Genomic DNA, 26,194 nt, shown 5'->3' with positions numbered 1-26,194 from the left:
GACTGCATGACGCTCGCCCGCTGCAGGTTCGTTCCAGGATGACTTCCACCGCTGTTCGCCCCACCCCGACCGCCATGCCGGCAGCCGGGCCGGCCCCCGGACCCGAGTGTCCGGATGTGTTGATCATCGGCGGCGGGCCAGCGGGCTGCGCCGCCGCCATCGTGCTCGCGCAGCAGGGCTGGCAGGTCACCCTGCTGGAGAAGGAGCAGCACCCGCGCTTCCATATCGGCGAATCGCTGCTGCCGATGAACGTACCGATCCTCGAACGGCTGGGCGTACTCGAACAAGTCCGCGACATCGGCGTGCTCAAGCGCGGCGCGGACTTTCCCAACGATGCCGGCGGCTACAACACCTTTCGCTTCTCGCGTGCGCTCGATGCCAAGGCCGATTTCGCCTTCCAGGTGCCGCGTGCGCAGTTCGACCAAGTGTTGTTCGAGCGTGCGCGTGCGGTTGGCGTGGATGCGCGCGAGCAGGTCAAGGTCGAACAGGTCAGCTTCGATGGCGAACAGCCGGTATTGCAGGCACGCGGCGTGGACGGCGAGCAGCAGTTCCGCCCGCGCTATCTGCTCGACGCCAGCGGCCGCGACACCTTTCTGGGCAACCGCTTCAAGCTCAAACGCGCCAATGCCAAGCATCAATCGGCCGCGCTGTTCAGCCATTTCCGCGGCGTGGCGCGCCGGCCGGGCGAGGATGCCGGCAACATCAGCATCTACCGGCATGCGCACGGCTGGATGTGGCTGATCCCGCTGCCGGACGACATCATGAGCGTGGGCGCGGTCTGCTACCCGGAATACATGAAGACCCGCAAGGGCGACAGCGAAGGCTTTTTGATGCGCACGCTGGCGCTCAATGCCGAAGTCACCGCGCGCATGCACGGCGCCGAGCGCGTGGCACCGGTGCACGCCACCGGCAACTACGCCTACGAATGCACGCGCATGGCCGGCCCGCGCTGGCTGATGCTCGGCGATGCCTACACCTTCGTCGACCCGATGTTTTCCTCGGGCGTGTTTCTGGCCATGCACAGCGCCGAGCGCGGCGCGGCGATGGTGGACCAGGCCCTGCGCACGCCGCAGCACGAGGCAAAACTGCAGCGTGCCTTGCAGCGCGAGCTCAAGCGCGGCGTGGATGAGTTCAAGTGGTTCATCTACCGCTTCACCTCGCCGACCATGCGCACCCTGTTCGCGCAACCGCAGAACACCTGGCAGATCGAAGAAGCCGTGGTGGCGATGCTGGCCGGCGACGTGTTCGAGAGCCCCAAGGTCCGCCTGCGTCTGCGCGCGTTCCGCGCCATCTACGCCATCACCACCTTGTCGATGATGCCGCGCGCCTGGCACTCCTGGCGGCAACGCCGGCGTCAGGCCACGCTCGGCTTCGACGGCGACACCTTGCAACGCGATACGCAACAACGAGACACGCAATGACCGCTTCCCAGGCCCAGACCACGCACGCCGTGCGCCATCCCCGCCTGCAGGTCGACTATGTCGACCAGACCGACCCGTCTGGCCTGCTCACCGATCCGCAGGTGTTGGCCGTGTTCGGCTTTGGCACTGCGGCGGCGCGTCTGGACGACCCGCGTTACCTGCGCGTGCCGCTGCAGCCGTATCAGGCCAGCGTGTTGGAAGTGTGGCGCAGCGACTCGCCGGTGCGCAGTGGGCGCGACGGCAACATCGCCTGGTCCAGCGACGGGCGCCTGCAGTTCGGCGTGATCGAGATAGACGAGCAGGATGTGGACATCGAAGAAGCCGCCGCCAAGGCGTATGCGGAAATCACCGCCTTCGTCACCGGCAGCCAGACTCCACGCCTGCTGCGCATCTGGAATTACCTGGATGCGATCACCCTGGGCAGCGGCGACCGCGAACGCTATCGGCAATTCTGCATCGGGCGTGCACGCGGCCTGGGCGCGTTCGATACCGCACAGCTGCCCGCCGCTACCGCGGTGGGCCGTTGCGATGCCGAGCGCATCATCCAGATCTACTGGCTGGCCGCCGCCGATGCCGGCACACCGCTGGAAAATCCGCGCCAGGTCAGCGCCTACAACTACCCGCGCCAATACGGTCCGCAGCCGCCGAGTTTTGCGCGCGCCATGCTGCCGCCGGCCGGCAGCGACATGCCGCTGCTGCTGTCAGGCACCGCCGCGGTGGTCGGGCATGCCTCAATGCACACCGGTCAGTTGCTTGCGCAGCTGGAAGAAACCTTCGCCAACTTCGACGCCCTGCTCGGCGCCGCACGCCAGCACGCCCCCGCCCTGCCCGCGCAGTTCGGCACCGGCACGCGTTTGAAGGTCTACGTGCGCGAACACGACGATCTGCCCAAGGTCGCGCAAGCACTGGACGCCCGCTTCGGCGACGCGGTGCCGCGCCTGCTGCTGCACGCGGTGATCTGCCGCGATGAGTTGGCGGTGGAGATCGATGGGGTGCATGGGTGAGTCATTACGGGCATCGGTGCTGATGCCAGATGCAGCGATGCAGCGATGCGCCAGTAACGCTGCGTGTGCGGCCGTCGCTCAGCCGTTGAGCAAGCCTAAAACCACATCACGCGGCAGCTTGCCGGTTTCGTTGCGTGGCAATGCGGGGAGTTTGCGCAGGCGGCGTGGGAGGAACACCGGGTCGACGCTGATGCGCAGGGCGGCGAGGATCTGCGCTTCGTCCAGGGTCGGGGCCACCACCAGTGCGGCGATGCGGCCGACGGCCTGTCCGGGGTCCGGGGTGAGCTGCACGATGGTGCCGTCGATCACGCCGGGAATGGCGAGCAGGCGGCGGGTGAGGTCGGCCAGCGAGGCGCGTTTGCCGGCGATTTCCAGCAGATCGGCCTGACGGCCGCGCACCTGGAAGCGGCCGTCTGCGGCCACGTCCATCATGTCGGCCAGCAGCACCGGCGTTGCCAGATGCGGTGCGTGCACCAGCGTGCCGGCGGCCTGTGTTTCCAGGCGTACGCCGGGCAGCGGTGTCCACGCCGCTTCCAGTGCGGTGCGCCGCACGGCGAAGACGCAGGTTTCGGTGGAACCGAACATCTCGCGCACTTCACCGCCAAAGCGTGCTTCGGCCGCCGCGGCGATGTCCTGCGCCAGCGGTGCGGTGGCCGAGACGATGCCGGCCAGCGGTGGCAACTGCACGCCCGATTCGACCAGCGCACGCAGGTGCACCGGTGTGGTCACCAACAGGCGCGGCTCCGGGATTTCCGCCAGTGCATGCGCCACGTCGTCGGGGAAGAACGGCCGCCCGGCATGCACGGCCAGCGTGGTCACCATCGGCAGCAGCACCGACAATTCCATGCCGTACATATGCTGCGGCGGCACCGTGGCCACCACGTGCGGCACCGCGTCGGTGTGCGCCCACAGGCTCTCCAATGCGACCAGATCCTGGCGCGTGCTGGTCAAAAAACTGCCCCAGGTTTTGGGGTTGGGTTGCGGGCTGCCGGTGCTGCCGGAGGTAAAACCAATCGCCACCAGAGCATCGTCCGCCAGGTGCGGCATCGGGCCATCGGCCTGCGGCAACTCGGCCGGCAATTGCCAATAGCGCGGCGGCGCCAGCTCCAAGGCAAGATCACCCAGGCAATACGCATCGGCGTGGCGTGCCTGCACTTCACCGACCACCGCCGGTGCGCGCGACGACGGCAGCAGCGACACCTGGCCGCGCAGCGCGCAGGCGTAGAAGGCGACCATGAAACGGTAGCGGTCTTCGCACAGATTCACCGCGTGGCGGCCGTCCGGCAGCTGCTGCGCCAGGCCGTGCACGTGCGCGATGAAGGTCGCCAGATCCACCGACTGCCCTGCCCGCCAGGCCAACGGCCGGCCGGGCACGCCAACGGCCATCGGGTGGGAAACAACAAAGGCGGGCAGGCTGGACATGTGAACCGACAGTCGCAAAAGCGCGCTAGCTTGGGCGCCACCTGGGCTGCTGGCAAGTCGCAGGGTTTGTGGCTACGCCGCACTGCCGGATGTTCGCAGCGTCGCCGCTGGCGTGGTGGAGCACCCTTGGCGTTGTGGCAGCTGCGCATCGCGAGGTGGAATGCATTGAAACTGATATTGAAAGTGATGCGGGGAGATCGGCCAGGTCGCGCGTGCTGCCGTGCGCGGACTGCGCATTTACCGACAGGGCGCATCCGGTCGAGCTCGCCACTGGCACAGACCCCGCCGCTTCGACGGCACACTCCACCACCCGCCCCGCGCATGACCTGTGGCCCAAGCCCCCGGTCGAAGCGAGCTGCTAGGCTTGGCCGCTCTTTCGTTGCGTCCAGTCGTTCCCGATGCCCAGATTGTTGCCGCTATGCCTTCTCTTGCTGGCTGCCACTGCCCATGCGCAGTCCGCCGCACCGCTCACCATCGAACAGGTGATGGCCGATCCGGACTGGATCGGGCCATCGGTGGATCAGGCCTGGTGGCAGTGGGATGGCAAACAGGTGCAATACCTGCTCAAACGCGAGGGCAGCCCGGTGCGCGACACCTATCGCCAGGGCACCGGCGGTGCAGCGGGTGAGCGTGTGGCCGATAACGCCCGCGCCGGCCTGGATGCGGCCAACCCCAGCTACGACGCGACGCGCCAGCGCATGCTGTTCGCGCGCAATGGCGACATTTTTTTGCGTGATCTGCGCTCGGGCGCGCTGACCCAGCTGACCCGCAGCAACGAGGTCGAATCGCGTCCGCAATTTGCCAGCGATGGCGGTGCGATCTGGCGTGCGGGCAACAACTGGTATCACTGGCGCGCCGATGGCGGCACCGCGCAGGTGGCGGTGGTCAAGGCCGAACGCGATCCCGATGCCGCGCCCAAGGCCGATGTGTTGCGCGAGCAGCAACTTGCCATGCTGGCCACGCTGCGCCGCGACCGCGAGCAGCGCGAGGCGCTGCGCACGCAGGAAGACACCTGGCGACGCGCCGACGCCACGCGTGCCACTGCACCGGTGTATCTGGGCGATGAGGTGGAGATCGTCGACAGCGCGTTGTCGCCGGACGGCCGCCATCTGCTGGTGATGACCCAGGCCAAGAATGCCGACGAAGGCCAGGCCGGCAAGATGCCCAAGTACGTGACCGAATCCGGCTACGAAGAATTCCAGGAAACCCGCCCCCGCGTCGGCCGCAACATGCCAGCCGCACACACGCTGTGGCTGGTCGACGTGATCGCAGGCAGCGCGCGCCAGCTGTCTTTCGACGCGCTGCCCGGCATCGCCACCGACCCACTGGCCGCATTGCGCAAGGCCGCCAAGCGCGACCCGCTCAAGGGCAACCGCGCGGTGCGCGTGGAAAGCGATGGCGACGGCAACGGCCCGGCGGTGCATTGGAGCGACGATGGCCGCAACGTGGCGGTGGAAATCCGCGCGGTGGACAACAAGGACCGCTGGATCGCCAGCGTGGATCTGGATGCGGCCAAACTGCAGCCGCGTCATCGGCTGAGCGATAGCGCCTGGATCAATTGGGACTTCAACGATTTCGGCTGGCTGCCAGACAACCGCACGCTGTGGCTGCTCTCGGAAGAATCCGGCTATTCGCAGCTGTACACGGTGGAAGGCAACGGCAAGCCGCGCCAGCGCACCCGTGGCAAGTGGGAAGTGTCGATGCCGGTGCCCAGCGCCGATGGCAGCGGCATGTATTTCCTGTGCAATCAGAAATGGCCGGGCGATTACGAGGTGTGCAAGCTGGATCTGCGCACCGACCAGCTCACCGAAGTGACAGCCTTGAACGGTGTGGAAGGCTTCAGCCTGTCGCCGAATGGGCAGCAGTTGCTAGTGCGCTACTCCGGCGCCTATCTGCCGCCGCAGCTGGCGGTGGTGCCGGCGGCGGGCGGTCAGGCCACGGTGCTCACCGATACGCGTACACCCGCTTTCAAAGCGCAGCCGTGGATCGCACCGCAGTATGTGCAGGTGCCGTCCAAACATGGCGCCGGTACGGTCTGGGGCAAGTACTACGGGCCGCAGAATCCCGAGCCCGGCAAGCAGTATCCGATCGTGATGTTCGTGCACGGGGCCGGCTATCTGCAAAACGTCTCTCAACGCTACACACCGTATTTCCGCGAGCAGATGTTCCACAACCTGCTGGTGCAGCAGGGCTACATCGTGCTGGACCTGGATTACCGCGCCTCGGAAGGCTACGGCCGCGACTGGCGCACCGCGATCTACCGCAACATGGGACATCCGGAGCTGGAAGACTATCTGGACGGCCTGGACTGGCTGGTCGCCACCAAACAGGGCGACCGTGCACGCGCCGGCATCTACGGCGGCTCGTACGGCGGCTTCATGACCTACATGGCGCTGTTCCGCAGCCCCGGCACCTTCAAGGCCGGCGCAGCGCTGCGGCCGGTGGGCGACTGGATGCAGTACAACCACGACTACACCTCCAACATCCTCAACACCCCCGAGCTCGATCCGCAGGCCTACAAGATCTCCTCGCCGATCAACTACGCAGACGGGCTGCAGGACCATCTACTGATCGCCCACGGCATGATCGACGACAACGTGTTCTTCAAGGACTCGGTCGACATGACCCAGAAACTGGTTGAGCTGCACAAGGACAACTGGCAGGTGGCACCGTATCCGCTGGAACGCCACGGCTTTACGCGTGCCGATTCGTGGCTGGACGAATACAAGCGCATCCTCAAACTGTTCAATGAGCAGGTGAAGCCGTAAGGCATGCGATTGCGGCCGGGCGATGCGTGCTGCGTCGCCCGGCCGATGACATGTCATGCAGCGGCAGCATCCGGCTCTTGCGGCAAGCAGCGGGTAGCGCGCCTTGCACGCTTGGTGTCGCGTACGCATCGCCCCGCAACAACGTGCCTGGCACTCACCTCCACGTACGCAACTGGCTCTAAGCTTGACGCAGGATCGGCAGATCGCTGGCGCATCGCGCTCCCCTCTGCATCGGTCTGCCGCCCGACCGGAGCGCCGCCGGCACCGCAGCGGCTTTCCATTCACCGACCGGCGCGCAGAAGGTAATCGCGATGGGCCTGTGGGACCGATTGTTTGGACGCAAGACCCCGGCGGCAAAGACGCCACGAGCCGAACCGACAGTGGCGCCGGCCACCGCAGCCGACGACACGGAAACCGAAGCCGAGATCGACCCCGCATTGTTGCCAGCGCTGAGCCTGTTCCAGCGCGGCGATCAGGTGGGTGCCTACAACGCCGCACAAGCGCAGCTGCACCTGGGCGCCGATGCGCAGCGGTTGTGTGCATTGGCATTGAGCGCGCTGGACCGCTATCGCGAGGCGTACCCGCACTGGCTGGCGCTGTACGAGCTGGAGCCCACCGCACACAACGCGCTGCAGTTGGCGACCACCTCGGTAATGTGCAACGAGATCGATCGTGGCGAGCAGTGGCTGCTGACCTTCGACGATTTGAACGCGCAAGAGCGCTCCACCTCACCGGCCACCGCACGCACCAGCTTCCTCACCGCGCTGACCCGCGCCGGCCATGGTGCGCACGCGTTGCCGCATCTGGAGTGGTTGCGCGAGGCGTACGCAGGAATGTCGATCACCGACAGCCATTTCCTCTACGTGCGCGGGCTACCGTTTTTCGAAGCATTCCTGGAGCGCAGCACGCCGTTGTTGCGCGAGTGCCTGCCGGCCGATGCGCTGCCGGGTTGGTACGCGCAACTGCAGCCGTCGCTGGATCCTGATGGCCAGGCTGCGGTAGCCGCACATATCGCCTCGCTGCAATGAACGCACCGCTGCCACCGTCATCGCAGTCGCATGGCGGCTTTGTCACACCGCTGGCATGGGTATCGTTGCTGCTCGGGCTGGTCAGCGCGATGGGCAATCTGCTGCAGATCATGATGATCGCGATCATGCCGGACGCGACGTCGATGGGATTGCCCGACGGCATGACACTGCCGGCGTCGTGGCAATGGCTGATCGATCATGCGCTGTCGTTGTCGGTTGCAGGTGCAGTGCTATCGGCCGCGTTTGCGTGGCTCAGCTGGGCGTTGCTGCAGCGACGCGAGTGGGCGCGGGTCGGGTTTGTGGCGGTGTTGCTGGTGACAGGGCTACTCAGTTTCGGCGGCTTGGCGCTGATCGGGCCGTTGTTCGAGGGTGTGCAGGCCATGCTGCCCGCCGACGTGCTGCACAGCCCGGAGTGGCCGCAGTTGCAGGCGCGCCTGCAGGCGACGCGCCAGTTCGCATTGCTGCTGACCGGCGCGGGCGTCCTGGCACTCGGCTGCATCCACGCGGCGCTGGCGTGGCGGCTGTGTACGCCGGCCGTGCGCGCTGAATTTGCTGCATCGCGCGAGGTTTGATCGTTCGCTGCGTTTGATCTGCGTGGACAGCTTCGAGGGCGTGCCAGTCGCGTCGAGGGCGCGATACCCTCACCGCTCGCGGGACACGCCGCAAGTACGTCCATGTAGGCTCGGTGGCGGCATCCATGCCGCCACACGGTCCCGCAATCGGTAAGGGCACCGCACCAGAACGTTTGTAGGTTGTTTTGTTGAAAGCCTGCCTACTGATCGCGCTGCGTTGCAAAGCTGATCGGGCGCGCCGTTACTCAAACGACGCAAGTCATGCACTGCTTGCACCATGCACACCGACCATCTTGACGGGTCCTTGCCCGCCCACCGTCGCGGGACCTTACGCGGCATGGATGCCGCGTAAGAGCCTACACGGACGTACTTGCGGCGTGTCCCGCGACGGTGGGCGGGCAAGGGCCCTGCTGCAAATCGGCAGATCAGCCGCTCTACAACTGATCTATACAACTGATCTATCCGCGCTGCTCAACCACTCCAGGACAACCGAGATTTCGGGTCGTAACGACGTTGAGATGGAGTGCAAGAACACAGGTCAGCAGCCTAGTTGGTCGGCCCCCGTGCCCGTCCGCTAGCTGCCCAAGCGAAGCATTGCCTCGCCCTGCGACAAACGGGCGCGTTCGCCCCGATGCACGAACCAGGATGCACCGCTTAGAATCGGGGCATGAACGAATTCGACCGTGTACGCGATTATTTGACCGGCTTGCAGGACCGTATCTGCGCTGCCGTGGAAGCCATCGATGGCAGCGCGCGTTTTGCCGAAGACCTCTGGCAGCGTGAAGAAGGCGGTGGTGGGCGCACCCGCATCCTGCGCGATGGCGCAGTGTTCGAGCAGGCCGGCATCGGCTTTTCGGATGTGTCCGGCTCGCGCCTGCCGCCTTCGGCCAGTGCGCATCGGCCCGAGCTGGCCGGGGCGACCTGGCGCGCCTGCGGTGTCTCGCTGGTGTTCCATCCGCACAATCCGCACATTCCCACCACCCACGCCAACGTGCGCTACTTCCGCGCCGAGCGCGATGGCGACGTGGTGGCGGCCTGGTTCGGTGGCGGCTTCGATCTCACCCCGTTCTACCCCGTCGACGAAGACGTGCTGCATTGGCACCGCACCGCGCAGACGCTGTGCGCCCCATTTGGCGAAGAGCGTTATGCCGCGCACAAGCGCTGGTGCGACGAATACTTCTTCCTGCGCCACCGCAACGAGACGCGTGGCGTGGGTGGGCTGTTCTTCGACGACCTGGACAAGGACTTCGAACGCGATTTTGCCTATCAGCGCGCGGTTGGCGACGGCTTTCTGGATGCCTACCTGCCAATCGTCGAGCGCCGTAAGGACACGCCGTACGGCGAGCGAGAGCGCGAGTTTCAGCTCTACCGTCGCGGCCGCTATGTGGAATTCAACCTGGTCTACGACCGCGGCACCCTGTTCGGCCTGCAGAGCGGCGGGCGCGCCGAGAGCATCCTGATGAGCTTGCCCCCGCGGGTGCGTTGGGAATACGGATTCACCTCGGAACCGGGCAGTGCCGAGGCGCGTCTGATGGACTATCTGGTGCCGCGCGATTGGCTAGGCTGAACAGGCTGATTAAACACGGCGTTGAATGAAACGCTGTGTTGATTACTTGATTTAATTAAGCCCGTTTAAATTTGTGATTGCCGGCGCAACCGACTCATTCGCCTTACGCAATGAGCCGGTTATGTTGCGGAGCAAAATTCAAGCCTGAAAATAAAAAGCCCCGCAGACCAGGGGGAGGTCGGCGGGGCCAGGGAACGGAAACTTGGGGAGTAGTTTCCGCTCCGAGATCTGCTCCAGGGGATGGGAGAGATCTGCCGACAGGCGTTGCGCCCGTCGAGGGATATAACAACATTTTCTACATTGATGGATCGTGAAGATAACTGTTAAAAATATGTAGAATTTAGCGGTTATTCATTCCATCGACGCAGGCCTAATCCGCATAATGTCTGGTCTGCGCATTCAGCATATCAGCGTTATCTGCTGGGTCAGTGCGCCTCATCCCAATTATCGCCGACGCCGGAGTCGACCACGAGCGGCACGCGCAATTCTGCAGCGGCAGACATGCGCGCGGTGACCTCGCCCAGCAGCGTGTCGACGAAGTCGGCATCGGCTTCGAACACCAGTTCATCGTGCACCTGCAGGATCATCAGCGCGCGCTCGGCGTGGTCGGCGATCCAGCCGTCCACACTGACCATGGCGCGCTTGATGATGTCCGCCGCGGTGCCCTGCATCGGTGCGTTGATCGCGGCGCGCTCGGCGCCGGCACGCTGGCCCTGGCTGCCGGCGTTGATGAAGTCCAGGTATAGCCGGCGGCCGAACACCGTTTCCACGTAGCCCTTGTCGCGCGCCTGCTGGCGGGTGGTTTCCATGAAGTCGCGCACGCCCGGGTAGCGGCTGAAGTACAGCGCGATGTAGTCCTGCGCCTCGCCACGGCCGATGCCGAGCTGGCGGGCCAGGCCAAACGCGCTCATGCCGTACATCAGGCCGAAGTTGATCGCCTTGGCGGCGCGGCGCTCGTCATTGCTGACGGTGTCGATGGTGCGGCCGAAGACTTCGGCGGCGGTGGCGCGGTGGACGTCGGCGCCGGACTCGAACGCGCCGACCAGGCCGGGGTCGCCGGACAGGTGCGCCATGATGCGCAGCTCGATCTGCGAGTAGTCGCAGGCGATCAGCTTGCGCCCGGCCGGGGCGACGAAGGCGCGGCGGATGCGGCGGCCGTCTTCGGTGCGGATCGGGATGTTCTGCAGGTTGGGATCGGACGAAGACAGCCGCCCGGTGGCCGCGCCGGCCTGGTGGTAGCTGGTGTGCACGCGCCCGGACTGCGGGTGGATCATCTCCGGCAGCTTGTCGGTGTAGGTGCTGCGCAGCTTGGTCAGGCCGCGGTATTCCAGGATCACCCGCGGCAGCTCGTGCTGGTCGGCGATGGCCTCCAGCGCCTCTTCGTTGGTGGAGGGCTGGCCCTTGGGCGTCTTGACCACGGCGGGCAGCTTGAGCTCGTCGAACAGCAGCGCCTGCAGCTGCTTGGGCGAATCCAGGTTGAAGGTGCGCCCGGCCAGTTCGGTGGCTTTTTGCTGGGCGGCGAGCATGCGCTTGGACAGGTCGGCGCTCTGGCGGCGCAGTTCGGCCGCGTCCACGCACACGCCGTTGGCTTCGATGCGGGCGAGCACTTCCACCAGCGGCATCTCGATCTCGCGGTAGACGCGCTCCAGGCCCGGCTCGGCGGCCAGCTTGGGGCCGAGCACGTGGTGCAGGCGCAAGGTGATGTCGGCATCTTCGGCGGCGTAGCGGGTGGCGTCTTCCAGGCTGATCTGGGCGAACGGGATCTGCTTGGCGCCCTTGCCGCAGACGTCTTCGTACTTGACGGTGTCGTAGCCCAGGTAGCGCTTGGCCAGGCTGTCCATGTCGTGACGGGCGCTGCCGGAATTGAGCACGAAGCTCTCCAGCAAGGTGTCGTCGCTGTAGCCAGCCAGGGCGATGCCGTGGCGGCGCATCACGTGCAGGTCGTACTTGCCGTGCTGGCCGAGCTTGCGCACGGCGGGGTCGGTGAGCAGCGGTGCCAGTTGGGCCAACGCCTGGCTGCGGTCGAGCTGGGCCGGAGCGCCGGGGAAGTTGTGGCCGAACGGCAGATACGCCGCCTGGCCAGGCTCGGCGGCCACGCTCAGGCCGATCAGGTCGGCCTGCAGCGGATCCAGGCTGTCGGTTTCGGTATCGAAGGCGAACTGGCCGGCCGCGCGCAGGCGGGTGATCCAGTTGTCGAGCTGGTCCTGGGTCAGGATGGTGTCGTACTGGCCGGGCGCCGACAGCGCCGGGTCCACTTCCACCGGGGCGCTGACCGGGCCGGACACGAAGCCGGTGCCGCGCGCGCGGCCGGGTTCGGTGCGGGCGCTGGCTGCAGCGGCCCCCAATGGCATCGGCTCGGTCAGCAGGCCGGCCTGGGCAGCGGCGCCGCCGAGTTCGCGCAGCGCCTGGGTGAAGCCGTAGCGTGCGTACAGCACCGCCAGCGTTTCGGCGTTGGGCTCGCGCAGGTCCAGCGCGCGCGGGCCGCTGGCCAGGGTCACGTCGGTCTTGATGGTGACCAGTTCGCGGTTGAGCGGCAGCCGCGGCAATGCGGCGCGCAGGTTCTCGCCGATCTTGCCCTTGATCTTGTCGGCGTTGGCGATCACGCCATCGAGCGAGTGGTATTCGGCAAGCCATTTGGCGGCGGTCTTGGGGCCGCACTTGTCCACGCCGGGCACGTTGTCGACGGTGTCGCCCATCAGCGCCAGCAGGTCGACGATCTGATTCGGGCGCACGCCGAACTTGGCGACCACCGCCTCGTCCGAATCCATGCGGCTGCCACTCATGGTGTTGACCAGTTCGATGCCCGGGCGCACCAGCTGCGCGAAGTCCTTGTCGCCGGTGGAGATGGTCACGCTCAGGCCATCGGCAGCGGCCTGCAGGGCCAGGGTGCCGATCACATCGTCGGCTTCCACCCCGTCGATGCGCAGGATGTCGATGCCCAGCGCATGCACGATGTCGCACATCGGCTGCACCTGTGCGCGCAGGTCGTCGGGCATCGACGGGCGATTGGCTTTGTAGTCGGCATACAAGTCATCACGGAAGGTCTTGCCAGGCGCATCCACCACGAACGCCACATAGGCCGGGCGTTCCTTCAAGGTGGCGCGCAGCATGTTGACCACACCGAACAAGGCACCGGTGGGCTCGCCCTGGGCATTGGTCAGCGGCGGAAGCGCGTGGAACGCGCGATACAGGTAACTGGACCCGTCGATCAGGACTAATTTGCTCATCGGCCAATTCTACCGCTGCACGCTCACCCCACGCCGCCCAGCGCATACTGAGCAACGACCTAGAACGGATGACGACGATGATGAGAGCAAGTCTTTTGCTGCTGCCGTTACTGCTGCTCGGCGGCTGCGCCACCAGCGGCGCCAGCGGCAACGTGCCGGCCGGCGCGGATGTCACCAGCAAGACCATGGGCAACGGCGACAAGGTCGACGAGTACCGGGTCAACGGCCAGCTGGAAATGGTGCGGGTGACGCCCGCGCGCGGTGCGCCCTACTTCCTGTACGACCGCGATCACGACGGCCATACGGATGCGGAAAAGGACAAGGTCAACAAGGTGTATTGGAAGTTGTATAGCTGGTGATTCGGGATTCGGGATTCGGGATTCGGGATTCGTAGAGCGTAAGCGCAGCGGCTCTTTGGCCGCTGGTGCCGGTGCCAACTTCGTATCAGCGTTGCGCAACCGCGGTGGTGGTCTCTGCGCTTGAGGTGGCCGGCACTGCCTTGGCCGCTGCGGCCAGCGCCAGGGTCTGGCGTGCGGCAAGCAGCGGTTCTTCGGCATTGCCGTAGATGCCGGTCAACATCTGCAGCGCTTGCTGCGCGTGGTCGCGCGCAGCGGCGATCTGGCCAAGCCTGCGCTCGGCCTCGGACATGCCGCGCAGGATCTCGGCGGTCTGTGGATGCGCACGGCCCAACACACGCAAGGACGAGGCCAGGCAAGCGCGCTGTTCGACCAATGATGCCTGCACCTGCCCGGCATCCAGCAACCAGAAGGCATGGTTGCTGCGGTAGGTGATCGTGGCCCGCGCATCGTCGCCGAAGGCGGCGCGTGCGCGCTCCATCGCAGCGCGGTAGTGCGGGCCGGCTTCGGCCAGCTTGCCTTGCTGACGCAAGGTGTCGGCGAGATTGCCTTCCACCATCAAGGTATCGGCGGCGTTGTCGCCGTACAGCTTGCGGGTAATGCGCAGCAGCGGGGCGAGTTCGGCCTCAGCAGCGGCAAACTCGCGCTGCATCAGCAAAAATACCGCCAGGCTGTTGCGCATTGACAGCACCAGCGGATGCTCTGGCCCACGCACGCCAATGCGCTCGCGCAGCAGGCTGCGCTGCAAGGCGATGGCCGGTGCCAGCTGCCCATTCTCGGCCAGCATGCCGGCGTAGCTGTTGCCGGCATCGATGCGGCGTTCTGCGGTGGTGGCCACGTTGGCCAATGCGGCGACGTAGGCATGCCGGCTTTCCGCCAGCGCCTCCAGCATGCGGCCTTGATCGCGCAGCGCCCATGCCAGCCGGGCACGCATGTCGTTACCCAGGCTCTGCTGCTTCGCATTGCCGCGCGCGGCCTGCGCCATGCCGGCGCGCAGCACGCGCTCGGCCTCGCGCGATTGACCAGCACCACTGAGCGCCTGGCCCAGCATGGAGGCCGCTTCCAGCGCAGGCGTGCTACCGGCACCCGTGCTCTGCTGCGCCAGCGCCTGCGCGGTGCGCAGATGCGCGACCGCCTGCGGATAGTCCGACAAGGCGATCAGCGTGCGGCCCAGCGTCAGTTCCACCTCGGTGCGTGCATCCGGTTGATCGGCCAGCTCGCGCGCGGCGCGCTGCGAGGCCTGCTGCAGCACGCGCAGCATCAATGTCTTGTCCAGATCCTGCGCGATGCCAGGGTCCACGCTGGACAACACCGAGCTCATGAAATCGCCGGTGACCTGCGCGCGTTGCGCATCGCGCGCGGCTTGCTGCAGCGACCACAGCGTGGCGCCCAGACCACCCATCAGCGCGATCGACACAAGACCGGCGGCCAGCACGCCACTGCGATGGCGTTGGGCGAACTTGCGCAACCGCAACCACCGGCCCGCCTGCAACGCGCGCGGCGGGTAGCCGTCGAGCCAACGCTGCAACTCGTCCAGCAAGGCCGATACCGACGCATAACGTGCAACGGGCTCGGGCGCCAACGCGCGCAACACGATCGCATCCAGGCCATCGCGCAATTGCCGCTGCAGTCGGGCGTGGGTGGTTGCGCGTGCGGCGCAGATCCGCGCACGCGCATCGGCCGGCACTGCCGCCACGCGCTGCGAGGGGGGCTGCGGCAGCCCATCGCGCCCGGCCACCGGTGCCAGCCCGCAGCTCAACTCATAGAACATTGCGCCCAGCGCATAGATGTCGCTGCGCGCATCCACGTCCTGTACGCCGCGCGCCTGTTCCGGGCTCATGTAGCCGGGGGTACCGCGGCCATGCGCGGAGGTCATGCCGGGGTTGGCCGCATCGATGGCGATGCCGAAGTCGATCACGCCCGGCATCGGCCGCCCATCGATGTCGCTGACCAGCACATTGCTGGGTTTGAGGTCGCGATGGATCACGCCTTTCTGATGTGCGTGCTGCACCGCCTCGCTCACCCGCAGCATCAGCAGCACGCGCGCATGCAGCGAGAGCAGATGCGCATCGCACCACCAGGTGATCGGCTCGCCGCGCAGGTATTCCATCACCAGATACGGGCGGCCGTGCGCATCGGTGCCTACATCGTGAATCTGCGCGATCGCCGGGTGCACCATTTGCGCCAGCAAGCGGCATTCGAACTCGAACAACGCGCGGCCCTGCACATCCAGCGCGTCGGCGGCCACCAGCTTGATCGCCACCTCGCGCTCGTAAGCGCCGTCGGCGCGATGGCCCAGATACACCTGGCCCATGCCGCCGGCGCCGATCAGGCGGTCGATCGCCCATGCACCAAAGCGCGTACCGGCCGGCAGCTCCGGCAATGGCGCGCGCAAGGCGGCCACCGCCTGTTTCAACGGCGCACGCACACGCAGCGTGGCCTGCGATTCCACCGCCAGCATCGCCAGCAACGCATCGCGCAGCACCACATCGTCACCGGCCTGCGCACGCGCGAATGCCTCGCGCGCCTCCACCGGCAGTAAGCAGGACTGATGAAACAGCGACTCCAGGCGTTGCCAGGAAGTGGCCACGACACTCACAGCTGCGCCGCCAGCCACACCCGCGCAAAGCGCAGATCGCGCTCCAGCGTGGGCACCGACACCTCCAGTTGCTCCGCCGCCTCGGCCACACTGAAACCCACCAGCTCGGTCAGCGCGAACGCCTTGGCCTTGCGCTCGTCCACGCGCGCCAGCTTGTCGAAGGCATCGGCCACCATCAGCAAGGCCTCCGGTCGCGGCGCGCCATCGGACAGACTGATGGTCAACGTCACCGCCTGCCCACCCCGCTTGGCGCTGGCCTGCTGCCGCGCCAGATCCACCAACAGATGGCGCATCTGCAGTGCGGCAACCGAATAGAAGTGCGCACGCGAGCGAAACCCCTGCTGCCCCTGCTCCAGCCGCATCCATGCCTCATGCACCAGCTCGGTGGCCTGCAGCCCGCCGCGCGCATTGCGCCGCAGTAGCCGCAACGCCGTCTCGCGCAGCACCATGTACACCTGCCGCGCCAATGCATCGCCCGCGCCGGGCTCCTCCCGCTGCCAGGCCTGCAACAACTCGGTGATCGGCAGCTCGGACATCGGGCCCATCTCGCCTGCGTGGGAGCGCAGTATCCCGCATTGGCGGACGGGTAGGCATTTCAAAACAAAACGGTTTAGCTCGCTTGCGCCGGGCCTGGCAAACGCGGCTCGGACCACCCAGGTCAGGCAGCCATCAAGGTGCGGGCTGCCAGGTCGGCCCCTGACATAGGAAGGCCACGCAGCCCTCCACCTTCAAGGAGCCATCGGCGCCACGCTTGATCTTGGCGTTGTAGGTCTTGCCGGATTCGGGGTTGTAGATCTTGCCTTTCCACAGATCTCCTGCATCCACCAGCTCGCTGAGGATCACCGTGCCTTCCATGGGGTTGTGGCGCTTGGCCGGATCCGGATTGAACGCATCGGTCTTCCGGCTACCGGGTTTGGTCCGCAGCACCTTGACGATGGTGCCGCACAGCGACGCGCCACAGGGCTGGATGTCGACCAGTGCCTGCTGGTTATCGGTAAACCATTTTCCGGTGATCGGTTCGGCGGCGAATGCAGGCGCACTCTGCACGACAAGGCCGAAAACGACACAACATACTGCAGAGATGCATTTCATTGGATTTCCCCAAGCTTCGATAAGAGCAATTGACGCGCAACGTACTTTCGCTGATGCAGCGTCGCTGACACAGCCGCAGCAGCGTTAGAATCAGGCGAGTCAGATCGTATCGATGCAGTCTTGGGAGATGATTAGATCACTTGCCAGCAAGCACGCATGGCCGCATCCATGGAAACTTTTGACCTGATCTCAGGCTTGCACCGATTGCGCTTACCGTGCTGATGTCGAATAGCTTGGTGAGCGAAGTAACAAGCGAACCTCGCCCACGGCTATCGCCCAGAAAAAAATTTCAATTGCATTGCATCATCACAAGAGCAAAGCGTTAGCTGGGCCTCCTGCAAACGCTGGCTCACTTCTCCCACTGCCTCGCCCTAAAGTACAAGGATCGTCATGCCTGTCATCCATCGTCGTGAGCTGTTGATTGGCGGGCTGACGTTGCCACTGTGGTCACTGCCGATCGCTGCTCACGCAAAAACATCAAGCCCGCCTGCATCGTTCGAAACATTGCTGCGCCCAACCGTGCACACCGGTCAGGAGCAGTGGGCCTTGCAAGCACGCATGCAACATCACCGAGTACCAGGCGTGGCAGTTGCGATCCTGCGCGGGGGGCGGATCCACAGCATCAAAGGCTTCGGATCGACAACGGCGGGACGTCGCTCACCGATCGGCGAAGACACCTTGTTCTCGGTCGGCTCGGTCAGCAAGGTAGTCACGGCCGCGCTGTGCGTGAGACTTGCCGCGCTTGGCATTGTGGATCTGGATAAAGACGTCGGCACCTGGCTACGCCGTTGGCAGATACCGCAAGGGCCGGACGGCGATACCGGCAAGATTTCCCTGCGCATGCTGCTGTCGCATACCGCAGGTTTCAACGTGCACGGCTTCAAGGACTTCGACCCAGGCGCTGCATTGCCCACGCTGGTACAGACGCTCACCGGCACATCGCCCGCAGTCAACAAGCCTTTGCAGCGGATCGATATTGCCGGCACCCGCGCGCGTTACTCCGGTGGCGGTTACATGATCGCGCAGGCGGTGATCGAAGACGCTGTGGGCAAACCGTTGAATGCGATTGCCACCGAGCATCTTCTTGGCCCATTGGGCATGCGCAGGAGCCGGTTCGATGCACACCTTGCCGCAGACACGCGCGATGTGGCGCACGCACACGACGACTCGGGCGCTCCTGTTGCACTGCCGCGTGGATGGCAAAGTTTCCCGGAACTGGCGGCGTCCGGCTTCTGGACCTCGGCCAAGGAGTTGAGCCGCCTGGTCATCGCGTTGGGTAGCTCCTACCGCAGCAGTGGCGGATTTCTGCCGCAAGCACTGGCCATCGACATGATGACCGAGGTGGCCCCCGGCATCCATGGGCTCGGGCCACGCCTCGCCGGGCAAGGGCAATCGCGCATCTTTCATCACGCCGGATCCAACGACAGCTACAAGGCCTATCTCGAAGGAAATCTCGAGAGCGGCGACGGCCTGATTGTGCTCACCAACGGTGAAAACGGCGACCTGCTCCATAACGAGATTCGCAACGCTGTTTCCGATGCGCAGCATTGGCCAGGCGATTGGTCGGTGCAAGTCAGCACGGTCGATTTCACAGCCCTCCTGAAGGACTACACCGGCCGCTATGTGCGGCGGCCCAATCAGGAACCACTACTTACTGGCGTGCTGGATATGAGCTTTCTCGGCGAGGAGGTTGTGATCTCGCAAAACTGCGAGGGACTGGTGCTGGAAGGTAAAAGTAGGCATCGCTCGCTGAAGCCGCTCAACAGCAATCGCTTTGTTGCCGATGCATCGATTCCTGCGGGGACGTTGCAGTTTCAGTTTGATCGAGGCAGCGATCGTCGTGTGGTGACGCTGAGAGTGATGGCTGGGGATGGAGTGATGGTTTTTGCGCCCGAGTGAAGCAAGCTTGGAAAGCAGCATAAAATTTCTACCATGGCGCCGATGGCTGGTAACAGAGCACGGGCATGATGCCCGAAGCACGCTGTCGCAATTTACTGCTCCCTATAGTGTCAAATAACATTGGCTGATTTGCAGGAAGTCTCGGTCATGAGTGTCACCAAAGTATGCACACCAATTGATTCGGCGCCTGAACTCAAGCCGCTTGCCAACGTCTTCCAAGCTCGAGTCATGATCAGGAATTAGATAGACGCACTATCCGACACAACGTCTTGGGCCCCCCGTCGGGATCGAGACGCGTTGAAAGACCGGCCGCAATCGATTCGTTGCGGCCGGTCTTTGCCCGACATCCTGCAATCAGCTGCCTTTGATAAAGGCAATCGCCGGATCACTCGAGTTGTACCTCACGTAATGGTCGCCATTGCGATACGTGTTGACCTGATAGCTGTCGCCTGTCTTGTCGTAGAAATAGTAGTCGTAGTGCTCGGTGTTGCTGAAATACAGAATATATGCCCAGGTCCCGCCGTAGGCTCCGAGATTATAGCGAGAAATCGCAGCAATCGATTTGACCTCTGCGGTGGTATCGGTCCAATTGTTTCCGGTCAGCGGCCAAGCGACAGCAATGCCGAAATCTCTCTTCGCTTCTTCGCCTGCAGCATCGGCTTGCTCCGTCTCCTGGCTGCTGCCGTGAAACCCGATTTGGTAGGGAATTCCTTTGTCGCTGACGGCGTCGGTCCATTCGATACCGGATTCATCGTGCGGATGTGGCGATGCGTTGCTCATTCGTTATCTCCTGATGGCAAACCAAGACACTGCGTTCCGGCTGGAACACTGCTACAACCTGAAAGTGATGACGATGTTGCTGCCGGCGTGTCCTGATTCCGGGTCAACGCCAGGACTGGCAAACAACGCAGAGCGAGCTGCGAGGTGGATGCGGACGAAACGATTGGAACCTAGCGTGCGGGCTGTCCACGCAGCAGCGCTCCGGCAGCTCCACGCTGCACCTACGCGAAAATCCGATATTTGCCCTATGTCCAGCGGCTGGCGACCCAATCACGCGTCTGTTTCCACGCATCTGTCTGCAGGTAAGCCTGGGTTTCGCTGGCCAGATCAGCGACATGCTTCCAGTCATCCAGTGCGTAAGGACGTTTCAGTTCGACATTGGCGCGCTTGAAGTTGCCGGCCAGCACCTGCTCGGCCTGAATGCTTGCAAGTTCGGCCGTTGCATCCATGGTCAGATTCAGTAGCGGCATGGCCGGCACCGAGCCGCTTGCCCAGGGATACAGCCAGGATTTTGCGCCCCAGTCGAGCGGGTTGCCGATCGCGGTGGATGGAATTCCTTGCGGGCTGCTGCCGGTTCCAAGCGAGAGCAGCTGGATATTGCCGACGCTGTTCACCAGGCCACTGGCAATGGCCTCGGCCACGGCGGTCATGGCCGGATTGTTGGCGAACACGCCGCCGTCGGCGAAGAACCCATAGTCGCCGTATGCTCCGGAAACCCGATAAGGCGGAAAGTAGGTTGGCGCGGCAGACGTGGCCAATGCGGCATCGACCATGCTGATCTGCCTGTACGCATTGTTGACGCCGTTGGAGAACGTGGCAGGCATCCAGTTCCCACTGGTCGCGTCCCACAGGCGCGCGGCGTTGACGACGACGAGCCGCTTCGCGTCTGCAAGCAGCGTTGCACCTAACAATCCGCTTGCGATCTGGATCAATCCATCGTTCTTGTACTGGCTGCTGAAGAAACCCGGCCCGCTGCCCAGCGTCGCGTCCACCCCTTGCTGTTGCGACTCGGCCTGTTGATCGAGAAGCCACCCGTTGGGTTCGAAAATGCTTGCGCCTTTGGTCATGTACATCTCGATAATCGTGTTGATCGAGACGTTTTGCACCAATGCCAGAGCAAGCAGGCCACCGGTGGAAGTGCCGGCAAAGCAATTTGCATGGCTGAGGATGTTGCTGTGCTGGTCCAGGTCCTGGATGAGGATCGCGGTGATCAGTCCTCGAATTCCGCCGCCATCGCAGCTGATGATATTGAACGACATTGAAGTCTCCTGGAGAGCGCGCACTGTCTTGAAACGTGTGTACGAAGGCGTCAAGAGCAAGCGATCTGACTGTCCCGCTAGCGCGGGATACCGACAGCTGTCAGGACGATTCCACGTGTGCGTGAGAGTGTGGCGACGACGCTTCTGTTTCCCGTTGCGTCACCCTAGAAGCACCTTCGTCGATCACCCGACAAATCGTCTCACCGCATTGATCATGTGATCTGCCATCGCCTTTCTGCGTGCCTTCGGTCGTGCTGAGCTCGGTATTCACTTGGCGGCCAGCATCGCGCTGCAGAACCCAGTCTTTTCGAATCAGCGAATCGGCGCGACCTCATGCAGTGCAGCGCTAGCCAGCACTGTTCCCAAGCCTGATCTCGATGCGATGCCGTTGCTAGTGGTTTTGCATTGGTCGCTGCCCAAAGCGCAGGCAGGGTCCATGCGGCGTCGCGGTGCATTGAGGAATGGGCCAGCCGGTTGGTCTGGATCGCCGTCGATCGCATCGATGCGTGACGCAGCACGGAGTTCATAAAAGACCGTGATGGGTTGGCGCCGCTTTTCTCGGTTGATCAGATAACAGGCCCCGGGGAGTGGGCCGCAGGCAGCACCCGCATGAGCAACACCGGCTATTACGGCGCCATCGTCCCGCAGGCATCGGCATCGGTGGTGGCGCACGCGCCGCTGATGATCGATCTGCTGGCCTACATCGAGCAGCATATCGGCGAGGCCGAGCTCGGTACCGAGTCCTTGCAACAGGCGTTCGCGCTATCGCGCGCCTCGTTGTACCGGCTGTTCCAGTCGCGTGGCGGCGTGGCCCGCTACATCCGCGAGCAGCGCCTGTGCACCGCGCACCGCTATTTGCAGGCCTACCCGGAGTGCAGCCTGACCTGGTTGCTGTATGAGATGGGCTTCGCCTCGGAACGGCAGTTTCAACGCTGTTTTCAGCAGCGTTTCGGCATGCAGCCGATGCAATGGCGCCGCCACTGTCGGTCTGCGCCGGCAACGCATTCGCCGCGCCGCGGCCACTACATGCCGCTATGGCGCTTCATGCGCGAGCTGAGCCAGGATGCGCAACGCGATCACGCGCCGGTGCGCCCTGGCACGCTGCCGGTCCAGCCCGCCCCGCTGATGCATACCGAAGCGCTACGGCGTCTTGCACAGCCGGCGAGCCGCTTTGCGGGTCAGCCTGAAACAATGGAAAACTGATCCGTAATCCGCGTAGGAGCGTGCTTGCGCGCGATGGGGCGTTACCGGTAACGCCTCTCGCGCTCAGGCGCGCTCCTACAACGGAACATGCGGGCTGACACCTGAGATGCACTGCGCGTGTTCTTGTGCAGCAAAACATCCGCCAGTCAGCGAATCACCAACACCGGAATCGAACTGTTGGTAAGCACTTCCACCGTCTGGCTGCCGAGCAGCATGCGGCGCACGCCGCGGCGTCCGTGCGAGGTCATGATGATCAGATCGCTGTTGCAGTCCTTGGCGGTCTGCACGATGCCTTCGGCGGCGAACCGATCCAGCACGTGATGCGAGGTGGCCTTGATATTGGCCGCAGCCGCCAGTTCCAGTGCCGGGCGCAGAATCTTCTCGGCAGCGGCCTCGCGCTCGGTGCGATATTCCGGGCTTGCCTCGTAGCCCACGCTCCAGCCCATCGCGTCGTACATGCCCATCGCCCATGGCTCTGACACGGTGACGATATCGACCTTGCCGCCAGTCGCCTTGGCCAGTTCGAGGCCCTGGAACAAACCACGATGCGACAGCTCGGATGCATCGATGGCGATCAGGATACGTTTGTACATGGTGATCTCCGAAGTGACTGGCAGCATCGCCGGTGATGGCAGCCTGACAGGGTCCAGCGACGCAGACATTGATGTGGATCAATCCAGCTGCGGCGGTTGCACTGGTGCTCAAGCAGGGTTGTAGAGCTCGCCCGACTCATTTCTGCGCATCCTGCCATGTGTTGCTCTGCGTTCGATTCGATCGCAGGGTGTCACGGATGATGCTGTGAATGCATCGGGCAGCGCACAACGGCACGCTCGTAGTGACGGTTACATGTCCAATTTACGACCGCAATACGTAGATGCAACGCGCTCGTCTGCTGTCGGATGCGTTGCACGTGTACGCATGACATGAAAACTTTCGCTGGCCGCTAGTATTGCCCAGCTCGGCAGCCTCTAGCAGGACTGGCTGAAATTTACGAATGCTCCAGTGTGATCATCATAGAAAATGTACAGCTGCGCAGTGTCGTGACGGAGGCTGCCAATGTCGATCTGCCCTACAAACACCAACGGCCGTCCTTCAACGATAGGCCAATCAGGGCCTTGCAGCCACTTCGGCGCCGATTTCAAGAAACGAAAATCCTGCGCGATCTTGTCTTTTAAAATCCTCACCAGTTCCTTTCCCTTGCTATCGCCCTGACCTTCGATAGCAAGGGAAAAGTACCAGGATGGAAGATCAAGCCATTTGGGCTGAGCTTTCAGTGTCAACTCGAGTAATTCGCCATATTTTTCACTACAGACATGCGCAACCTCGTGTTTCTTCAAGAAGCTGCAAAGTAGTTTTTGAACATTGTAGACAGAGCCGATCCGGCTGTAGTCCTGACTGATCAGATGCGTGTAGAGATCAGCTTCCTGGATGTAGGCAGGAAGTTGAACTTCATTCTTTAGAAGACGTTCGAAGGATGCATCTGACTGAATCTTCCGTTCAAATTCCTCTGCAGACATCGAGGCTTCCACAAAAGCTTTTATCGTCGCTTCCACCATCATCGCTTCGCTCCGTCCTGTGGAAATTCGCGCATCGCCACTGCCAGCCACGACGTACCCTCATCCGGCGCTGCGCGCCACCTTCTCCCGATGGGAGAAGGGAAAACCTCGTTGTCCAATCAACAGCGGCCACCACAGTGCGTCTCCCCGTAGTAGAAGAAACGCCTACATCACCGTCAGATTCGCATACGCCATCACCAGCCACTTGGCGCCGACTTCGTCGAACTGCACCTGCACGCGCGCGTGTGCACCGGCGCCCTCGTAATCCACGACCACACCTCCGCCGAACTTGGGATGTTCGACATTGGCGCCGAGCTTGATCGGTGCGGCTTCGACCACGCCGTGCACCGGGCCGCCGCGTGCCGCGCCCAGCGAGGCGGTGCGCGAGACCTGCACTTTCGGGCGCACTTCGTGCAGCAGGTCGCGCGGGATCTCGCGCAGGAAGCGCGAGGGCACGTTGTAATTGTCCTGGCCGTGGATGCGCCGCGATTCGGCGTAACACAGCACCAGCTTCTGGCGCGCGCGGGTGATGCCTACGTACGCCAGGCGACGCTCTTCTTCCAGCCGCCCGCTTTCTTCCAGCGAGCGCGCACTCGGAAACAAGCCATCTTCCAGACCGACCAGAAACACGATCGGAAATTCCAGGCCCTTGGCCGAGTGCAGCGTCATCAACTGCACGCCTTCTTCGCCGGCCTGCGCCTGGCCTTCGCCGGCTTCCAGTGAGGCGTAAGCAAGGAAGGCGACCAGCTCGGTCATGCCCTGGCTGTCTTCGTCGTCCGGGCGGGTGAAGCGCGAGGCCACCGACACCAGTTCGTCCAGGTTCTCGGTACGCGATTCCGAATCCAGCCCGCTGCGGCTTTCCTTGGCCCAGTGCTCGCGCAGGCCCGAGCGCATCAGCACGTGGTCGATGCGCTCGGCCAGTTCCATGTCGCCGGTTTCGGCATGCAGTTGGCCGACCAGGCTCAGGAACGTGGCCAGCGCATTGCGGGCGCGGGCGGCCAGGGTGTTTTCCTGCGTGCACAGCATCGCCGCTTCCCACAGCGACAGCGCATTGGCGCGTGCCAGCCGGCGCACTTCGTCCAACGTGCGATCGCCGATGCCGCGCGTGGGCGTGTTGACCGCGCGCTCGAAGGCGGCATCGTCGCTGCGGTTGCTGAGCAGCCGCAGGTAGGCCAACGCATCCTTGATTTCGGCGCGTTCGAAGAAGCGCATCCCGCCATACACGCGGTACGGCAGCTGCTCGGAAATCAGCGCCTCTTCCAGCGCGCGCGATTGCGCGTTGCTGCGATAGAGCACCGCCACTTCGCCGTAACTGCCGCCGTCGCGCACCCACTGCCGCGCGCGCTCGACCACATAGCGCGCCTCATCGACTTCGTTATAGGCCGCATACAGATCGATCGGGTCGCCATCGCCGGAATCGGTCCACAGCTGCTTGCCGATGCGGTCCGGGTTGTGCGCGATCACCGCATTGGCCGCGCCCAGAATATTCGCGCTGGAGCGGTAGTTCTGCTCCAGCCGCACCGTCTGCGCGCCAGGGAAGTCCTTCAAAAAGCGCTGCACGTTCTCGACCTTGGCACCGCGCCAGCCGTAGATGGCCTGGTCGTCGTCGCCGACCACGAACACGTGGCCGGTCTCACCGGCCAGCACGCGCACAAAGGCGTACTGGATGGCGTTGGTGTCCTGGAACTCGTCGACCAGAATCTCGCGGAAGCGCGCGCGGTAATGCGCCAGCAACGCCGGGGTGTCGCGCAGCAGTTCATGCGCGCGCAGCAGCAACTCGGCGAAATCCAACAGCCCGGAGCGGTCGCAGCGTTCCTGGTAGGCCGCATACACCTGCCGGCGCACCTCGGTCCAGTCGTCGTTGGGCTCGGGCTGGATGTGCTGCGGACGGCGGCCTTCGTCCTTCTGTTCGTTGATCCACCAACTCATCTGCTTGGGCGGGTACTTGCCCTCGTCCAGCTCCAACGACTGCACCACACGCTTGACCAGCCGCAACTGGTCGTCGCTGTCCATGACCTGGAAGCCTTCCGGCAGCCGCGCGTCCTGCCAATGCAGCCGCAACAGCCGATGCGCCAGCCCATGGAAGGTGCCGATCCACATCCCGCGGCTGCCGTTACGCAGCTGCAGGTCGGTACGGTGGCGCATTTCGCCGGCGGCCTTATTGGTGAAGGTCACCGCGAAGATGCCGTGGTTGGGCACGCCCTGGACTTCGTTGAGCCAGGCGATGCGATGGATCAGCACGCGCGTCTTGCCGGAGCCGGCACCGGCCAGCACGAGGTAATGCCCCGGCGGCGCGGAAACGGCCTCGCGCTGGGCGGGGTTTAAATGATCGAGCAAATGAGAGACATCCACCGGACCATTTTACCGGTTGTGGCGTCGCTGCGGCTGAGATTGCGATGAAGCGGTTTGGAATGCGAGGCTTCGCTCGGACCCTCATCCGG

Annotated in this window: 19 protein-coding genes; 9 read left to right on the top strand and 10 right to left on the bottom strand. The window is 64.1% G+C overall.

What is annotated here, in order from left to right; translation table 11 throughout:
- The first annotated feature begins 74 nt into the window (after window positions 1-74).
- Together AC1KVG_RS08850 and AC1KVG_RS08845 are read left to right on the top strand one after the other, a co-directional pair.
- Entirely contained in the window at window positions 75-1,421 is a 1,347-nt protein-coding gene (locus AC1KVG_RS08850; RefSeq protein WP_074056421.1) for an NAD(P)/FAD-dependent oxidoreductase, read from the top strand.
- Entirely contained in the window at window positions 1,418-2,425 is a 1,008-nt protein-coding gene (locus AC1KVG_RS08845) for a chorismate transformation FkbO/Hyg5 family protein (RefSeq protein WP_481094157.1), read from the top strand. Before AC1KVG_RS08850 ends, AC1KVG_RS08845 begins: the two co-directional genes overlap by 4 nt.
- Before the next feature lie 78 nt (window positions 2,426-2,503).
- On the opposite strand, the gene AC1KVG_RS08840 is transcribed toward AC1KVG_RS08845, so the two are convergent.
- Window positions 2,504-3,847, bottom strand: a complete 1,344-nt coding sequence (locus tag AC1KVG_RS08840) for an AMP-binding protein (RefSeq protein WP_481094156.1) — start codon at window positions 3,845-3,847, stop codon at window positions 2,504-2,506.
- A 407-nt stretch (window positions 3,848-4,254) separates the two neighbouring features.
- On the opposite strand from AC1KVG_RS08840, the gene AC1KVG_RS08835 reads away from it, so the two are divergent.
- The 4 genes from AC1KVG_RS08835 to hemF all read left to right on the top strand — a co-directional run bounded on the left by AC1KVG_RS08835 (window position 4,255) and on the right by hemF (window position 9,782).
- Window positions 4,255-6,615 (top strand): S9 family peptidase, encoded by a 2,361-nt coding sequence (locus AC1KVG_RS08835; RefSeq protein ID WP_481094258.1) that lies wholly within the window; start codon window positions 4,255-4,257, stop codon window positions 6,613-6,615.
- Between the two features lie 311 nt (window positions 6,616-6,926).
- Entirely contained in the window at window positions 6,927-7,643 is a 717-nt protein-coding gene (locus tag AC1KVG_RS08830; protein ID WP_481094155.1) for a hypothetical protein, read from the top strand.
- Window positions 7,640-8,215, top strand: coding sequence for a hypothetical protein (locus tag AC1KVG_RS08825; RefSeq protein ID WP_481094154.1), 576 nt, complete (start codon window positions 7,640-7,642; stop codon window positions 8,213-8,215). Before AC1KVG_RS08830 ends, AC1KVG_RS08825 begins: the two co-directional genes overlap by 4 nt.
- Window positions 8,216-8,882: 667 nt before the next feature.
- Window positions 8,883-9,782 carry an oxygen-dependent coproporphyrinogen oxidase gene (gene hemF / locus AC1KVG_RS08820; RefSeq protein WP_481094153.1) on the top strand — a complete coding sequence of 300 codons (900 nt, stop codon included), beginning with the start codon at window positions 8,883-8,885 and terminating at the stop codon, window positions 9,780-9,782.
- Window positions 9,783-10,207: 425 nt separating this feature from the next.
- Here the strand turns inward: hemF and polA are convergent, their stop codons facing one another.
- Complete coding sequence (gene polA, locus AC1KVG_RS08815; protein ID WP_481094152.1) at window positions 10,208-13,009, bottom strand: DNA polymerase I; 2,802 nt, start codon at window positions 13,007-13,009, stop codon at window positions 10,208-10,210.
- 77 nt (window positions 13,010-13,086) lie between these two features.
- Here polA and AC1KVG_RS08810 point away from each other — a divergent pair, with 77 nt between their 5' ends.
- Window positions 13,087-13,368 carry a DUF2782 domain-containing protein gene (locus AC1KVG_RS08810; protein WP_095575361.1) on the top strand — a complete coding sequence of 94 codons (282 nt, stop codon included), beginning with the start codon at window positions 13,087-13,089 and terminating at the stop codon, window positions 13,366-13,368.
- 85 nt (window positions 13,369-13,453) lie between these two features.
- On the opposite strand, the gene AC1KVG_RS08805 is transcribed toward AC1KVG_RS08810, so the two are convergent.
- From AC1KVG_RS08805 to AC1KVG_RS08795, 3 genes are all read right to left on the bottom strand, one after another.
- Complete coding sequence (locus AC1KVG_RS08805) at window positions 13,454-15,982, bottom strand: serine/threonine-protein kinase (protein ID WP_481094151.1); 2,529 nt, start codon at window positions 15,980-15,982, stop codon at window positions 13,454-13,456.
- Entirely contained in the window at window positions 15,961-16,500 is a 540-nt protein-coding gene (ecfK, locus tag AC1KVG_RS08800; RefSeq protein WP_104552342.1) for an ECF-type sigma factor EcfK, read from the bottom strand. The genes AC1KVG_RS08805 and ecfK overlap by 22 nt, the downstream gene beginning before the upstream one ends.
- Before the next feature lie 133 nt (window positions 16,501-16,633).
- Complete coding sequence (locus tag AC1KVG_RS08795; protein ID WP_481094150.1) at window positions 16,634-17,011, bottom strand: DUF2147 domain-containing protein; 378 nt, start codon at window positions 17,009-17,011, stop codon at window positions 16,634-16,636.
- 462 nt (window positions 17,012-17,473) lie between these two features.
- Between AC1KVG_RS08795 and AC1KVG_RS08790 the strand changes: the two genes are divergently transcribed.
- Complete coding sequence (locus AC1KVG_RS08790; RefSeq protein ID WP_481094149.1) at window positions 17,474-18,955, top strand: serine hydrolase domain-containing protein; 1,482 nt, start codon at window positions 17,474-17,476, stop codon at window positions 18,953-18,955.
- 354 nt (window positions 18,956-19,309) lie between these two features.
- Here the strand turns inward: AC1KVG_RS08790 and AC1KVG_RS08785 are convergent, their stop codons facing one another.
- Complete coding sequence (locus tag AC1KVG_RS08785; protein ID WP_481094148.1) at window positions 19,310-19,735, bottom strand: hypothetical protein; 426 nt, start codon at window positions 19,733-19,735, stop codon at window positions 19,310-19,312.
- 245 nt (window positions 19,736-19,980) lie between these two features.
- Window positions 19,981-21,048, bottom strand: a complete 1,068-nt coding sequence (locus tag AC1KVG_RS08780; protein WP_481094147.1) for a patatin-like phospholipase family protein — start codon at window positions 21,046-21,048, stop codon at window positions 19,981-19,983.
- Between the two features lie 489 nt (window positions 21,049-21,537).
- Between AC1KVG_RS08780 and tagK the strand changes: the two genes are divergently transcribed.
- Entirely contained in the window at window positions 21,538-22,197 is a 660-nt protein-coding gene (tagK, locus tag AC1KVG_RS08775; protein ID WP_481094146.1) for a transcriptional regulator TagK, read from the top strand.
- A 146-nt stretch (window positions 22,198-22,343) separates the two neighbouring features.
- On the opposite strand, the gene AC1KVG_RS08770 is transcribed toward tagK, so the two are convergent.
- From AC1KVG_RS08770 to uvrD, 3 genes are all read right to left on the bottom strand, one after another.
- Complete coding sequence (locus tag AC1KVG_RS08770; protein ID WP_006452697.1) at window positions 22,344-22,790, bottom strand: universal stress protein; 447 nt, start codon at window positions 22,788-22,790, stop codon at window positions 22,344-22,346.
- Window positions 22,791-23,165: 375 nt separating this feature from the next.
- A complete protein-coding gene (locus tag AC1KVG_RS08765) occupies window positions 23,166-23,804 on the bottom strand; it encodes a hypothetical protein (RefSeq protein ID WP_481094145.1) in 639 nt (212 codons plus the stop codon).
- A gap of 114 nt (window positions 23,805-23,918) precedes the next feature.
- Window positions 23,919-26,105 (bottom strand): DNA helicase II, encoded by a 2,187-nt coding sequence (gene uvrD, locus AC1KVG_RS08760; protein WP_481094144.1) that lies wholly within the window; start codon window positions 26,103-26,105, stop codon window positions 23,919-23,921.
- Window positions 26,106-26,194 lie beyond the last annotated feature (89 nt).

Source organism: Xanthomonas sp. NCPPB 3959, assembly GCF_056675575.1.
Note: the sequence above shows the minus strand (reverse complement) of the source record. Positions and strands in the feature narration are given on the sequence as shown.

Coding starts and splice junctions, on each gene's coding strand:
- AC1KVG_RS08850 (WP_074056421.1), top strand. CDS start 75: ATGCCGGCAGCCGGGCCGGCCCCCGGACCCGAGTGTCCGGATGTGTTG.
- AC1KVG_RS08845 (WP_481094157.1), top strand. CDS start 1,418: ATGACCGCTTCCCAGGCCCAGACCACGCACGCCGTGCGCCATCCCCGC.
- AC1KVG_RS08840 (WP_481094156.1), bottom strand. CDS start 3,847: ATGTCCAGCCTGCCCGCCTTTGTTGTTTCCCACCCGATGGCCGTTGGC.
- AC1KVG_RS08830 (WP_481094155.1), top strand. CDS start 6,927: ATGGGCCTGTGGGACCGATTGTTTGGACGCAAGACCCCGGCGGCAAAG.
- AC1KVG_RS08825 (WP_481094154.1), top strand. CDS start 7,640: ATGAACGCACCGCTGCCACCGTCATCGCAGTCGCATGGCGGCTTTGTC.
- hemF (WP_481094153.1), top strand. CDS start 8,883: ATGAACGAATTCGACCGTGTACGCGATTATTTGACCGGCTTGCAGGAC.
- polA (WP_481094152.1), bottom strand. CDS start 13,009: ATGAGCAAATTAGTCCTGATCGACGGGTCCAGTTACCTGTATCGCGCG.
- AC1KVG_RS08810 (WP_095575361.1), top strand. CDS start 13,087: ATGATGAGAGCAAGTCTTTTGCTGCTGCCGTTACTGCTGCTCGGCGGC.
- ecfK (WP_104552342.1), bottom strand. CDS start 16,500: ATGTCCGAGCTGCCGATCACCGAGTTGTTGCAGGCCTGGCAGCGGGAG.
- AC1KVG_RS08785 (WP_481094148.1), bottom strand. CDS start 19,735: ATGAGCAACGCATCGCCACATCCGCACGATGAATCCGGTATCGAATGG.
- AC1KVG_RS08770 (WP_006452697.1), bottom strand. CDS start 22,790: ATGTACAAACGTATCCTGATCGCCATCGATGCATCCGAGCTGTCGCAT.